This window comes from Pseudomonas sp. TMW 2.1634, assembly GCF_001703595.1.
Classification (GTDB): Bacteria; Pseudomonadota; Gammaproteobacteria; order Pseudomonadales; family Pseudomonadaceae; genus Aquipseudomonas; species Aquipseudomonas fragi.
Window position 1 is genome coordinate 1,917,397 of the sequence record NZ_CP016849.1, and the last position, 12,253, is coordinate 1,929,649.

Genomic DNA, 12,253 nt, shown 5'->3' on the forward strand with positions numbered 1-12,253 from the left:
CTCATTCATACACAAGCCTGAAATCCACAGTGGCGCGGAACGCACCACTGGTCAGCGCAGCACGGGTGCGCGTGGGGCGTACCTGCCAGCTCAGGGTGTCGCTGCCGCGATCCAGGAACAAAGGCTCGCCGCGCGCCCCCAAACGTACGTCGCGGCCAAGGGCATCGGTCAGGCGCAAGCCCATCCCGGTAACGCCCCGCACCTTGAGCAGGCGCGGGTCATCCGGGTCGGCCTGGCCCAGAAAGGCCACGGAAACCACAGGCTGGTAGGCACTCCATACCAGGTTGCCGGTGCGCTCGTTGAGCAGGCTTCCCGAGGCGCGCCGACAATCGACAAAGCGCAATTGAAAGGCCACCGGCGAAGCCTCATCCCCCGGTTGCAACAATTGATTGCGCGGCACACTGCCCAGATCGATGGCCTGATCCGCCGAGGTCATGTCCAGCACGCAAGGGGAATTGGTCAGCGCGCCCGATACAAGCAGCACGCCACTCATGCCTTCAATCTCCGCATGCCCCGGCACGGCCTGCAGGGCCAGTAGCAGACAACCCAGGACCCTGCCCCGACAAGGCATCACAAGGCGCTCCCGGCGGCGCACGGCACTGTCACTCATTGGCCTGGGACGCCTTGACGTCCACCTGGCAGGTATTGCCACTGCACTTGAAAAGCAGGGTCGGACGCCCGCCGTAATCATTCACATAGGTCAATACCGGGGTCGTACCCAAAGCCGCGACGGTTGGCCCCAGCGTCGAGGAAGTGTTGGGGGCGACCATCAGCGGCTCGAAATCCGCCGCTGTCTGATCGGCCTTCGTGCGCTGGGCATCAATCAGCGTGACGTAGTACGGGGTTGGGTTGTTGACCAGGTAGTGCTCGCCTTCACGGGTCAGGGTCAGTTGTTGCTGCCAGGGATCAGCCTGCTCCTGCTGGCCCGGGACGATAGAAGCCGGTCGATAAAACAGCTTGATGCGGGTCTGCAGGGCAATTTGCAGGCTGTTGGCTTTTTCACTGCGGGGTGGGATTTCCCGCAGGTTGAAGTAATAAACCGTTTCCCTGTCCTGGGGCAGCGCCTTGACGGCCGGCAGGGCCTGCACCTTGATCTGGCTGCGTTTACCCGGCTCCAGCCGTTGAACCGGCGGCAGCACGACCAGCGGGGTGGTGATCTTGTTGCCCTGCTCGTCTTCAATCCAGCCCTGGGCCAGATATGGCAATTGAGTATTGTTGTTGGTGATGTTGAGGCTCACCGCCTCCTTGCTGCCATCGAACACCACACGGGTGCGATCAAGGCCGATGGCTGCATGGGCGTAATCCTGCAGGCCTAACATTAAAGCGACCAGCATCAAGGGCGTAACGCGAACATCAAGGGTCATGGGGTCTGGTTCTCCGTGTCGGTAAGGGGGGGCATGCCTGGCTGGCAAGGCAGGTCCAGGGCACTGGCCAGCCCGTCAGCCGGCAAGCTGGCGGGCATCAGCAGGGTGCAGCGCTCGGCACCGCCCCAGCTGACAACCATCCGCCCGCCAGCCTGGATGCCGCCCAGGTAGACACTGCCACCATCATTAACGATGCCCGTTTCCTGCTGTTTGTCGTTCTTTACCGTGGCCCCGAACGGCGGGGAGCTGCCATCGGGCAGGCGCAACAGAGCCATCGCCTTGTGGCCGCTAATGACCTGCAGCGTGCGATAGCCGATGGCACCTTCGGTCAGGGTCAACTGGGTCACGGACTCGGTTGCCTCGATATTCGCCGGCAGGTTTTCCAGATCGACACTGGCTGCAGTGCGCATAAAGCTCGAGACATCCGAAATCACGGCCTTGCCGTACGCATTGGTGCGCGTTGGCGAGCCATAACCGCGTACCGGCACGTTGGCCACACCTTGGGTATCGACCAGCAGTCGGGTGCCGCCGGTGCCCGTAGTTCGATGCCCGGCACCGCCGTGGGCAGTCAGCGTGCCGCCACCACGGGCGGACAGGCTCAGGCTGGTGGAGTTGCCTGGCTGCATTGCAGCACTGACGGAAAGGTCGGCGTGATCGCCGGCATGGCTCAAATAGCCGCTGAACGAGTTCTTGCCTGCCGACAGCTGATAGTTGTTGCGCTCACCCAGACGATCGCTGAATCGCGTGGAATAGCTGTGCTTGCCATAGGAGCTGTTGGCACTGTTGGTCAATGTCCCGGAGCGCCCCAGTGGCAGGCTGAGGGTCAGGTACAGGCCGTTATTGTTGTTGTTCGTACCGCTGTACTGGTTGCGCTCCTGATTGTGAAACAGGTTCAGCGAGAGACTGATGTTTTTGACCGCGCCCATATTGAAGTAGCGGGCCAGTGAAAGGCTCCAGCGCTCGGAGGTCGGGCGATCCCAGTAGGACTGGTTGCTGTAGTTGAGGTAAGCACTAAGCCCGGCATCGCGAAACTGCTTGTTGAACGTCGCGACATACAGTGACTTGCTGCCCCCCACAGGGCCGCCGTAATGGCGTGCGTTCAGGTACTCGCTCATGCTCATGTAGTTTTTTTCGGAAAAGCGGTAGCCGGCAAAGGTGACCTGACTGTCGTATTTATCGAAACTTTTCGAATAGCTCAGGCGATAGGAGTTGCCTGCAAAGCCCTTGTCCTGCAGCGTGGCGCTGGCCCGGGTAACGTCCAGTGACATCGCGCCAAAGGCCAGCAGGTCACGCCCAGCCCCCAGTGACAGCGCGTTGTAGTTGTTGTCACTGAGCGCGCCACCATACAGCGACCAGCCGTTGCTGACCCCCCAGGAAAACTCACCCGTGCCAAAGGCACTGCCCTGCCCGCCATCATGCAGCGCGGACGGTCGCCCGCCGGCCAGTTTGAAGCGCACGGTGCCGGGCCGTGTGAGATAGGGAATGCTCGCCGATTCGACGGTAAAGGTCGTCACGCCGCCATCATGCTCTTCAACCCGAACATCCAGGGTGCCGGTAACAGCGTCATTGAGGTCGCGAATGCGAAACGGCCCCGCCGCCACCAATGCTTCATAGAGCACGCGGCCTTGCTGGCTGATCACCACCTTGGCATTTGTCCTGGCAACACCCACCACTTCCGGCGCATAGCCACGCAGGTTGGGAGGCAACTGGTTGTCATCGGAGTTGAGTGCAACACCGGTAAAGCGGAAGCTGTCGAACAGGTCTGAATACAGGTAGTTCTCACCCAGGGTTACGCGTGCGCGAATTGACGGCAATGCCCGGTAGAGATAGAAACGGCTCCACTCCAGGCGCTGCTCGCGGTTGATCTGCTCGTCATCGATACGGCCCTGCCAGTCGGCGCGCAACCGCCACGGCCCGGCATTGGCACCGAACGTGCCGTTGCCGGTCAGGTTAGTGCGCCGCGAGCTGTGTTTCTGGCTGATGGACTGTGCGGTCAGGTTGTAATCCATCAGCATGCCCGGCACGCCTTCATCCCAGCGGGCTGGAGGGTCCCAGTTCAAGGCGTTGTATTCAAGGTAGGCCTGGGGCAGAGAGATATAGAGGGTGGAGGTACTTAAATCGCCACTAACCTCCATGCCCGGCAGGCTGCGAATATCCAGGCACTCGCCGGCCTTCCACCAGGCGAGTTCTGCTTCCCGGCCCTCCTTCAGGCCAAGCTGGCTGACCAGAGCGGGTGCCAGGCAAGCCTGACTGCCTTTGACGTCATCGTCGGGCGGATAAAAAGCGATGCGCTGCTCGGCCAGCAACTGGGTGTTGATCTGCACCTGCATCGAGTAGGTACCCGGCAAGATGAAGCCGCTGCGGGAAAACTGCGACAAGTCGATATTGCCGCGATCGCTCAGGTCGAGAATGTCAGTGTTGAACTGGATGTCATCGGCAACCACAACGGCGCTGCTTATCGACATCAATCCACCCAACAAACCTCTGCGCAAGATCAGGTTGGCGCCAGACAGCGGGCGCGATGTAAACAACCAATGCATTTAGAAATACTCCAGCCGGAACCGCACCGCAGCGCGGTGCGAGCCAACAGCCATTGGGCGACCATTGCCGACGAGTTGCAGGACATAGCGCAGCTCCTGGTCCTCCCCGGTCAACGGCGTCAGCCCCATAGGCACTCCGGGTTTGCTGTCCTGGCCCTGCATGTCGGTAATGCGCAGGGCCAGCCCCTGGGCAGTCCCCCCGGCGGCAAAAAACCGCCCGCCCATATCCGGCAGGCCATCAAACGTCACCCTGACGTGCTGCCAATCGGGCAAGTAACTGTCCGGGCGAGAAGGATCGGGACGGGTCAACAAGCACTTGACCAGGCGCAAAGTGAATGTGCGCGGAGCACTTTCGCCCAACCGAATAAGTTGCCCCATCGGCAGAGGGTCCAGTTCAATCACCTGATAAGCACTGTTTGCATCCAGCGCACAGGCGGACTCAAGAATTTGCCCGTGAAGTGTGATGCTCCCGCTGCCTTGGTTGTCCCGGGCAACAGCTATCGGACCAAGCCAGACAACAAACGCGCACCCACCAAAGACAGTTGCCAACGTTGAGATCATGTTCACGTCAATCCCCCTTACATCTGCCCTGCTGCCAAATGGTCGGCAACAGGGCAAATAGCTTATTGATAGGCCAGGGCGAAGTTGGTGACGGCATTGAACTTACCCGGCGTGATAGTGCCGGTGGCTGTGCCTTTCATATGGGCGGAAAACAGCAGGGTGTTGTCGCCATCCAGAAGCGATTGTGCAGCGGTTGCGGTGCCCAGTGTTATCGGCGCGCCGCTGCCGGTGCGCAGCATGATGCCCGCACCATTGGCCGTACCGGTTATGGCCAGTGCACCGATTACATCAGTGGAGGCCGCTCCGGTAAACGTGGCCGTTACCGTCCTGGCCGGCGGGGATCCGGTCGTGGCAAAGGTACAGCCCGTGAGCTGAATATTGAAGAATACCGGGTCAGTGATGCCACCCGTTGCCAGTTGCGCGCTGGCAACCAGGCCCAAGGGGATGCTTTGGTCGACACTGTCAGGCTCGATGGAGCAGGCCGCCTCCAGTATTTCCCCTTCAAATGTGATCGTCCCGGTCCCCGCCGCTTGAGCACTCGATACAGAAACCGCCAGCAAGGCAATGGATGCCATCGCTGTTTTTAGTCCACCGTTCATTAACAATCTCCCATGCAAACATTTTTAAACCCATAGGTATGGGTCTGCGCTGTTAAGTTGCCCCGGTGCAAAGCAGGACTGCACACCGGGATCACGATCACCCTATTGAAAGAGCGGGGGAGAAATTAACAGCCACAGTTTAAAAAAGATGCAGGATCACAACCAAGGAACTGTCAGAAAGTAACTAGCGATAATCTGGATAATTTTTATAAAAAAGAAGGGCTATTCAAATAGCACCGTAGGAATTTGCTCAGCCAATAGAAGAATTACTTGGTCAGCACAATAAAAGCGCAACAACATTTAAAGCATAAAACATATCTAACACATATTCACGCTTTTATATTTTCAATTCAAATTCTTTTCAAGAATGATCTATTGCAATAACAACAGGTACTGCAATTTACTCGTCACGCCGCAAGTCCGGCGGGATCGGCACGTCCTTGAGCGGGTCCGGGCGCTTGCCCTTGCCGGCCTGGTGCTGGCGGATCTGGTAGACATAGGCCAACACCTGGGCCACGGCCAGGTACAGCCCGGCAGGGATTTCCTGCTCCAGCTCGGTGGAGTGGTAGATCGACCGCGCCAACGCCGGCGACTCCAGCAGCAGGATGTTGTGCTTGGCACCAATCTCGCGGATTTTCAGCGCCAAAAAGTCGCTGCCCTTGGCCAGCAACATCGGCGCCCCGCCCTTTTCGGGGTCGTACTTGAGGGCTACTGCGTAGTGCGTAGGGTTGGTGATGATGACGTCGGCATCCGGAATCGCCGCCATCATGCGACGCTGGGACATTTCACGCTGCACCTGGCGAATGCGCTGCTTGACCTCGGGGCGCCCTTCCTGGTCCTTGTGCTCGTCGCGCACCTCCTGCTTGGTCATCAGCAGTTTCTGGTGGCTTTCCCACAGTTGCACCGGCACATCCACAGCGGCAATCAGGATCAGCCCGCAGGCCATCCACAAGGCGCTCCAGGCCACCACTTGCAGGCTGTGAATCACCGCCAGTTCCAGCGGTTCATGGGCGATGCGCAGCAGGTCATCGATGTCGGACTTCAACACCAGCAAGGCCACGATCAGGATGATAAAGAATTTGGCCAGAGCCTTGAGCAGTTCCACCAGCGCCTTGGCCGAGAACATGCGCTTGATCCCCGCCGCTGGGTTCATGCGGCTGAATTTTGGCGCCAGGCTGCCCGCGGCAAAGAGCCAGCCGCCCAGGGAAATCGGGCCGACCAGCGCGGCGATCAGCAAGGTCAGCAACACCGGTTGCAGGGCAATCAGGGCGATCTTGCCCGAGTGCAACAGAAACGCGCCCATCGAGTCAGGGTTCAGCAGCACGTCGCGACTAAGGCTGAAGTTGTAGCGCATCAGTTCCATCATGTCCTGGGCCAGGGCGCCGCCAAAAATCAGCAAACCCGCGGAACCTGCCAGCATGATGGCCAGGGTGTTCAGCTCTTTTGAGCGTGCGATTTCACCCTTTTCCCTGGAGTCCTTTTTGCGTTTCTCCGTGGGGTCTTCTGTTTTATCGGCGCCACTCTCGCTCTCTGCCATAGCGTTCTACTTCGCCTGTGCCAGTTCGCGTAAAAACTGCAGGGCCTCGGAGGCCAGCGGTTGATACTGGTTGAGAATGTCCGCCATGCTGATCCACAGGATTACCATACCCAGCACCAGGGTCAGTGGAAAACCGATGGCAAAGATGTTCAGTTGCGGCGCGGCCCGGGTCATCACGCCAAAGGCAATATTGACCACCAGCAGCGCAGTAATGGCCGGTAGCACCAGCAGCAACGCCGCGCCCAGCACCCAACCCAGTTTGTTGGCAATTTCCCAGTAGTGGTTGGTCAGCAATCCGCCCCCCACCGGCAAGGTGGTGAAGCTCTCGGTCAAGACTTCAAACACCACCAAATGACCGTTCATGGACAGGAACAGCAAGGTCACCAGCATGGTGAAAAACTGCCCGATCACGGCCACGTTGACGCCGTTGGCCGGGTCGACCATTGACGCAAAGCCCATGCCCATCTGGATTGCGACGATTTGCCCGGCCACCACGAAGGCCTGGAAAAACAACTGCAGCGACAACCCCAGCAACGCGCCGATGATGATTTGCTCGGCAATCAGCAGCAGGCCGCTCAAATCCAGCGGGTTGACGGTGGGCAACGGCGGCAGGCTGGGCATGATCGCCAGGGTGATGGCCAATGACAAAAACAGCTTGATGCGCTTGGGCACCAGGGTGGTGCCGATGATCGGCATGGTGGTCAGCAGCGCGCCCACCCGGAACAGCGGCAGCATAAAGCTGGCGACCCAGGTACTGATCTGCGCGTCTGTCAGGGCTAGCAGCGACATTTAGCCGATCAACTGCGGAATGCTGCCGTACAACTGCAGGATATATTCCATAAAGGTCTGCACCAGCCACGGCCCGGCCACGATCAGGGTAACCAGCATCACCAGCAAGCGCGGCAAGAAGCTCAGGGTTTGTTCGTTGATCTGGGTCGCGGCCTGGAACATGGCCACCAGCAAGCCCACCAGCAGGCTGGGGATCACCAGCACCGCGACCATCATGGTGGTCAGCCACAGGGCGTTGCGAAACAGGTCTACCGCCACTTCCGGGGTCATGGGCTAAACTCCGCCGAAACTGCTGGCCAGGGTGCCAATAATCAGCGCCCAGCCATCGACCAGCACAAACAACATGATTTTGAACGGCAGCGAGATGATCAGCGGCGAGAGCATCATCATGCCCATCGCCATCAGCACACTGGCGACCACCAGGTCGATAATCAGGAACGGGATAAAGATCATAAAGCCGATCTGGAACGCGGTTTTCAGCTCCGAGGTCACGAAGGCCGGTACCAGAATGGTCAGGGGCGCGGCATCCGGGGTGGCGATATCGGTACGCTTGGACAGGCGCATAAACAGCTCAAGGTCACTGCTGCGGGTTTGTGCCAGCATAAAGTCCTTGATCGGCACTTCGGCCTTGAGGATTGCATCCTGGGCCGTGAGCTTTTCGGCCAGATAGGGCTGCAAGGCGTCGTTGTTCACCCGGTCGAACACCGGCGCCATGATAAACATGGTCAAAAACAGCGCCATACCGGTGAGGATCTGGTTGGACGGGGTTTGCTGCAAACCCAGGGCCTGGCGCAGGATCGAAAAGACGATGATGATCCGGGTAAAACTGGTCATCAGCATGACGAACGCCGGGATAAAACTCAGCGCGGTCATGATCAGGAGAATTTGCAGGCTAACCGAATATTCCTGCTGGCCATTGGCCCCGGTGCCCAGGGTAATCGCCGGGATCGACAGCGGATCAGCCCCCAACGCCAAAGGCGCGGCCAGTGCCAACAACAGTGCGACAACAAAACGCATCAAGGCTTGTCCTTTTGCTGGCCCAGGGCTTCCATCAGGCGGCGGGCGAATTCCGGGGTGGCCGGCTGCGTGCTCTCAGGCAACACCAGCGGCTCCTTGAGCACATGCAGCGGGGTGATGCGGCCCGGCGTGAGGCCGAGCAAGATCTGCTCGTTGCCCACTTGTACCAGCACCAGCCGGTCACGCGGGCCCAGGGCCCGCGAGCTGATCAGTTCGATCAACTGCCCCTGCTGCGGCCCCGCCCGCTGAACGCGGCGCAGCAGCCACGCCAGGGCAAAGATCAGCCCCAGCACCAGCAGCAACCCCAATACCAACTGGGTCAGCTGGGCGCCGACCCCGCCACCTGCCGCCGGTACCGCAACGGCGCTGGTCACGGGTTCCGCGGCCAGAGCGCTGAGGGGCCAGGCCAGAACAGCAGCCAATAACCGTTTCATTAGCGCAACTTCTTGATACGTTCGCTCGGGCTGATCACGTCAGTCAGACGAATGCCGAATTTTTCGTTGACCACCACCACTTCGCCGTGCGCAATCAACGTCCCGTTAACCAGCACGTCCAGCGGTTCACCGGCCAGACGGTCAAGCTCAATCACAGAGCCCTGATTAAGTTGAAGCAGGTTGCGGATATTGATGTCGGTGCTGCCCACTTCCATCGAGATGGACACCGGGATATCGAGGATCACGTCCAGGTTGGGGCCGTCCAGGGTCACCGGCTGATTATTGCGCGGCACGCTGCCGAACTCCTCCATCGGCAGGCGGCTGGAGGCCGGCTTGGTCGCGGCATCGGCTGCCAGCAGTGCGTCGATATCGGCCTGGCCGACATCACCGGTTTCTTCCAGCGCGGCAGCCCACTCATCGGCCAGCGCCTGGTCTGCAGCAGTTGTATCGTGTTCGTTAGCCATAGGGAGTCCTCGGCGAGCATTCGTTGGCACAGCAAATTCTTGGGGTACGACGCCTAGCGCCGCCCGATGGGCTCAACCACTTGCAAGGCCAGATTGCCTTTGTGCGAGCCCAGTTTGACCTTGAACGACGGCACGCCATTGGCGCGCATCACCAGTTCGTCTTCCAGCTCGACGGGGATCACATCGCCAGGCTGCATATGCAAGATGTCGCGCAGGCGCAACTGACGACGGGCCACGGTGGCACTCAATGGCACGCTGACATCCAGCACGTCTTCGCGCAGGGCCTTGCTCCAGCGTTCGTCCTGGTCGTCGAGGTCCGACTGGAAACCGGCGTCGAGCATTTCGCGCACGGGCTCGATCATCGAGTACGGCATGGTCACATGCAGGTCGCCGCCACCGCCGTCGAGTTCGATATGGAAGGTGGACACCACAATGGCTTCGCTGGGGCCGACGATATTGGCCATCGCGGGGTTAACTTCGGAGTTGATGTACTCGAAGTTGACTTCCATGATCGCCTGCCAGGCTTCCTTCAAGTCGATAAAGGCCTGTTCCAGCACCATGCGCACCACGCGCAGTTCGGTAGGGGTGAATTCACGGCCTTCGATCTTGGCGTGGCGGCCGTCGCCACCGAAGAAGTTGTCCACCAGCTTGAACACCAGCTTGGCATCGAGGATAAACAGCGCGGTGCCGCGCAACGGCTTGATCTTGACCAGGTTGAGGCTGGTGGGCACATACAGCGAATGCACATACTCGCCGAACTTCATCACCTGCACCCCGCCCACGGCCACGTCCGCCGAGCGGCGCAGCAGGTTGAACATACTGATGCGGGTGTAGCGGGCGAAACGTTCGTTGATCATTTCCAGGGTCGGCATGCGCCCCCGGACAATACGGTCCTGACTGGTCAGGTCGTAGCTTTTGACACTGCCGGGCTCGGCAGCGGTTTCGGCCTGTACCAGACCGTCATCGACGCCATGCAGCAGCGCGTCAATCTCATCCTGGGACAGCAGGTCTTGCACGGCCATGTCGTGGTCCTACTGCAATACGAAGTTAGTAAACAGCGCCTGGTCGATAACCACTTTGCCGAGCTCTTTTTGCGCAACTTCCTGCACGCTGGCAGTGGTTTTCTGGCGCAGTATTTCCTGGCCAACCGGTGTGGCGAGGTCGTCAAAGGTCTGCCCGGAGAACAGCATCACCAGGTTGTTGCGAATCACCGGTATATGCACCATCAGCGCCTTGAGATCGGCGGGGTCGCGCGCCTGCAGGGTCACACTCACCTGCATGTAGCGCTGGCGGCCATTGGCGTTGAAATTGACCACAAAGGCCGGGGCCATTGGCTCGTAGATGGCGGGCAGCTTGACGTTGGCATCGGCCGCAGCCACAGGCTCGCTCTTGGGGGTCTGCATGAAGTACCAGGTCGCGCCCACAGAAAGGCCGATCGCCAGCAGTACCGCCACGACGATCAGGATAATCAGCTTGAGTTTGCCCTTGCCGGCCGGTTCATTTACCGCGTCGCTCGTCGCCATGCCAATAATCCGTCACTTTGGGGTTTTTACAGGTGCTGGACTAGGCAGAGCAAGTGTTATGCCAGAAGTGGCGATGATGGATCATGAGCGCCGGGGATTTTTTGGGAGCTGGCTTGCCTGCGACAGCATCACCGCGGTGCTTCAGGAAAACCTCACTGCCAGCATCGCGAGCAAGCCCGCTCCCACAGGTTTTTTATCAGGCGTAGTAATCCACCGCACTGGAGCCCAGCACCACGCTTGGTGCAACGGCTGTCACTTCAACCGGTTCGTCATCGACAACGCTGTCCAGTCGCTGGCCACCCGCGCCACTGCGGGCCTGCTGCTCCTGGCCCTGCTGGCCCTGCCAGTTGCGCGGCTGGTCCGACACGTTGACGTCGACCTGACCCATGCCCTGCTGGGCCAACATTTCGCGCAGGCGGTGCATCTGGCTGTCCAGCGCTTCACGAACGCCAGCATGGCCACTGACAAAGTTGACCTGGGCCGACTGGTCAGCCGCCATATTGACCCGGATATCCAGACGCCCCAGTTCAGCCGGCTCCAGCTGGATATCGGCAGACTTGAGGTTGGCACTGGACAGGTACATCACCCGGTTGACCACTTCTTCCGACCAGCCGCTCTGGTGCATGGCCAGCGGCTGGTTGACCGGCAGGGCGTTGACGGTTTTGGGCACGGATGCCTGGGTCAGTGCCGCCAGCCGATTGGCGAAGTCATCGACACGGGTATCGCTGGATGCGCTTTTCAGGTCTTTGAGGCCGTCATCGACCAGCCCTTTAAAGGCTTTCTCGCCGCCTTCGCCGGTGGATGCCTTGTCGGCCTCGCCATCAACCAGCATGGCAATGCCGCTGGCCTGCCCCTGTGCCGCCGCAGGCTGCGTGTCGGCGGGGGCGGTTTTGACCGGGGCCTGGCTGCTGGCGGACACATGCCCGCCCTGCTCCATCGCCAGGCGCACTGCAGGCATGTCATCGAGAGGGTCTGCTTCAGGATCGAAGCCATCGTCGGCCACAGGTTGCGGCGGCACTTGAACAGCCAGTTGCGCCACTTGCACTTCAGGGGCGTGCGGCACGGCCTCAGGCGCAGCATCCACTGCCGGCAGCGCCGGTGGGGTCACGGGCTGCAAAAGCAGCGGGTCGGCAACTGCCGCGTCATCGCCCACTTTACCAGCACTGTCATCCTGATCCGTGCTGGCAGCCTCCTTGGCCTTGCCGCCAGGCAAGGGGTTGCCGCTATCGGCAATGGCTGGCGCCGGATCGCTGGCCTTGGCATAGACCTTTGCAAAAGGCTGCACATCAGCCCTGGCAGGCTGCGCAGGGTTGCTCGCCGCGGCTTTGGGGGGCGCAGCGGCAGGTGTCTGGAGCAATGGTTGGGCGGCAACGGGCATTAACGGGTCTCCGCTGTACGGCTGGCTTGGGTACAGGTCAGAGAGTC

General features: G+C 60.2%; 14 protein-coding genes. All 14 read right to left on the reverse strand.

Annotated features, from left to right (window positions below):
* Nucleotide 1 precedes the first annotated feature (1 nt).
* Nucleotides 2–610, reverse strand: a complete 609-nt coding sequence (locus tag BFC21_RS09180; protein WP_088377722.1) for a fimbrial protein — start codon at nt 608–610, stop codon at nt 2–4.
* Nucleotides 603–1,364, reverse strand: a complete 762-nt coding sequence (locus BFC21_RS09185; protein WP_088377723.1) for a fimbria/pilus periplasmic chaperone — start codon at nt 1,362–1,364, stop codon at nt 603–605. The genes BFC21_RS09180 and BFC21_RS09185 overlap by 8 nt, the downstream gene beginning before the upstream one ends.
* Nucleotides 1,361–3,904: an outer membrane usher protein gene (locus tag BFC21_RS09190; protein ID WP_120266001.1), complete on the reverse strand. Its 2,544-nt coding sequence runs from the start codon at nt 3,902–3,904 to the stop codon at nt 1,361–1,363. Before BFC21_RS09190 ends, BFC21_RS09185 begins: the two co-directional genes overlap by 4 nt.
* A complete protein-coding gene (locus tag BFC21_RS09195; RefSeq protein ID WP_088377725.1) occupies nt 3,905–4,465 on the reverse strand; it encodes a fimbrial protein in 561 nt (186 codons plus the stop codon).
* Between the two features lie 62 nt (nt 4,466–4,527).
* Nucleotides 4,528–5,064 (reverse strand): fimbrial protein, encoded by a 537-nt coding sequence (locus BFC21_RS09200; RefSeq protein ID WP_157700492.1) that lies wholly within the window; start codon nt 5,062–5,064, stop codon nt 4,528–4,530.
* 400 nt (nt 5,065–5,464) lie between these two features.
* Nucleotides 5,465–6,601 carry a flagellar biosynthesis protein FlhB gene (flhB, locus tag BFC21_RS09205; RefSeq protein ID WP_016781560.1) on the reverse strand — a complete coding sequence of 379 codons (1,137 nt, stop codon included), beginning with the start codon at nt 6,599–6,601 and terminating at the stop codon, nt 5,465–5,467.
* 6 nt (nt 6,602–6,607) lie between these two features.
* Nucleotides 6,608–7,390, reverse strand: a complete 783-nt coding sequence (gene fliR / locus BFC21_RS09210; RefSeq protein WP_016781561.1) for a flagellar biosynthetic protein FliR — start codon at nt 7,388–7,390, stop codon at nt 6,608–6,610.
* A complete protein-coding gene (fliQ, locus tag BFC21_RS09215) occupies nt 7,391–7,660 on the reverse strand; it encodes a flagellar biosynthesis protein FliQ (protein ID WP_016781562.1) in 270 nt (89 codons plus the stop codon).
* Between the two features lie 3 nt (nt 7,661–7,663).
* Nucleotides 7,664–8,407, reverse strand: a complete 744-nt coding sequence (fliP, locus tag BFC21_RS09220; RefSeq protein WP_120266002.1) for a flagellar type III secretion system pore protein FliP — start codon at nt 8,405–8,407, stop codon at nt 7,664–7,666.
* Complete coding sequence (gene fliO / locus BFC21_RS09225) at nt 8,407–8,841, reverse strand: flagellar biosynthetic protein FliO (RefSeq protein WP_088377728.1); 435 nt, start codon at nt 8,839–8,841, stop codon at nt 8,407–8,409. Before fliO ends, fliP begins: the two co-directional genes overlap by 1 nt.
* Nucleotides 8,841–9,305 carry a flagellar motor switch protein FliN gene (gene fliN / locus BFC21_RS09230; RefSeq protein WP_016781565.1) on the reverse strand — a complete coding sequence of 155 codons (465 nt, stop codon included), beginning with the start codon at nt 9,303–9,305 and terminating at the stop codon, nt 8,841–8,843. Before fliN ends, fliO begins: the two co-directional genes overlap by 1 nt.
* A gap of 53 nt (nt 9,306–9,358) precedes the next feature.
* Entirely contained in the window at nt 9,359–10,327 is a 969-nt protein-coding gene (gene fliM / locus BFC21_RS09235; protein ID WP_016781566.1) for a flagellar motor switch protein FliM, read from the reverse strand.
* Between the two features lie 9 nt (nt 10,328–10,336).
* Nucleotides 10,337–10,828, reverse strand: a complete 492-nt coding sequence (fliL, locus tag BFC21_RS09240) for a flagellar basal body-associated protein FliL (RefSeq protein ID WP_088377729.1) — start codon at nt 10,826–10,828, stop codon at nt 10,337–10,339.
* Between the two features lie 196 nt (nt 10,829–11,024).
* Nucleotides 11,025–12,206 (reverse strand): flagellar hook-length control protein FliK, encoded by a 1,182-nt coding sequence (locus BFC21_RS09245; RefSeq protein ID WP_088377730.1) that lies wholly within the window; start codon nt 12,204–12,206, stop codon nt 11,025–11,027.
* Nucleotides 12,207–12,253 lie beyond the last annotated feature (47 nt).

Bases quoted from the DNA above. Each gene is read 5' to 3' on its own strand.
- BFC21_RS09180 (WP_088377722.1), bottom strand. From the start codon at position 610: ATGAGTGACAGTGCCGTGCGCCGCCGGGAGCGCCTTGTGATGCCTTGT.
- BFC21_RS09185 (WP_088377723.1), bottom strand. From the start codon at position 1,364: ATGACCCTTGATGTTCGCGTTACGCCCTTGATGCTGGTCGCTTTAATG.
- BFC21_RS09190 (WP_120266001.1), bottom strand. From the start codon at position 3,904: ATGCATTGGTTGTTTACATCGCGCCCGCTGTCTGGCGCCAACCTGATC.
- BFC21_RS09195 (WP_088377725.1), bottom strand. From the start codon at position 4,465: ATGATCTCAACGTTGGCAACTGTCTTTGGTGGGTGCGCGTTTGTTGTC.
- BFC21_RS09200 (WP_157700492.1), bottom strand. From the start codon at position 5,064: ATGAACGGTGGACTAAAAACAGCGATGGCATCCATTGCCTTGCTGGCG.
- flhB (WP_016781560.1), bottom strand. From the start codon at position 6,601: ATGGCAGAGAGCGAGAGTGGCGCCGATAAAACAGAAGACCCCACGGAG.
- fliR (WP_016781561.1), bottom strand. From the start codon at position 7,390: ATGTCGCTGCTAGCCCTGACAGACGCGCAGATCAGTACCTGGGTCGCC.
- fliQ (WP_016781562.1), bottom strand. From the start codon at position 7,660: ATGACCCCGGAAGTGGCGGTAGACCTGTTTCGCAACGCCCTGTGGCTG.
- fliP (WP_120266002.1), bottom strand. From the start codon at position 8,407: ATGCGTTTTGTTGTCGCACTGTTGTTGGCACTGGCCGCGCCTTTGGCG.
- fliO (WP_088377728.1), bottom strand. From the start codon at position 8,841: ATGAAACGGTTATTGGCTGCTGTTCTGGCCTGGCCCCTCAGCGCTCTG.
- fliN (WP_016781565.1), bottom strand. From the start codon at position 9,305: ATGGCTAACGAACACGATACAACTGCTGCAGACCAGGCGCTGGCCGAT.
- fliM (WP_016781566.1), bottom strand. From the start codon at position 10,327: ATGGCCGTGCAAGACCTGCTGTCCCAGGATGAGATTGACGCGCTGCTG.
- fliL (WP_088377729.1), bottom strand. From the start codon at position 10,828: ATGGCGACGAGCGACGCGGTAAATGAACCGGCCGGCAAGGGCAAACTC.
- BFC21_RS09245 (WP_088377730.1), bottom strand. From the start codon at position 12,206: ATGCCCGTTGCCGCCCAACCATTGCTCCAGACACCTGCCGCTGCGCCC.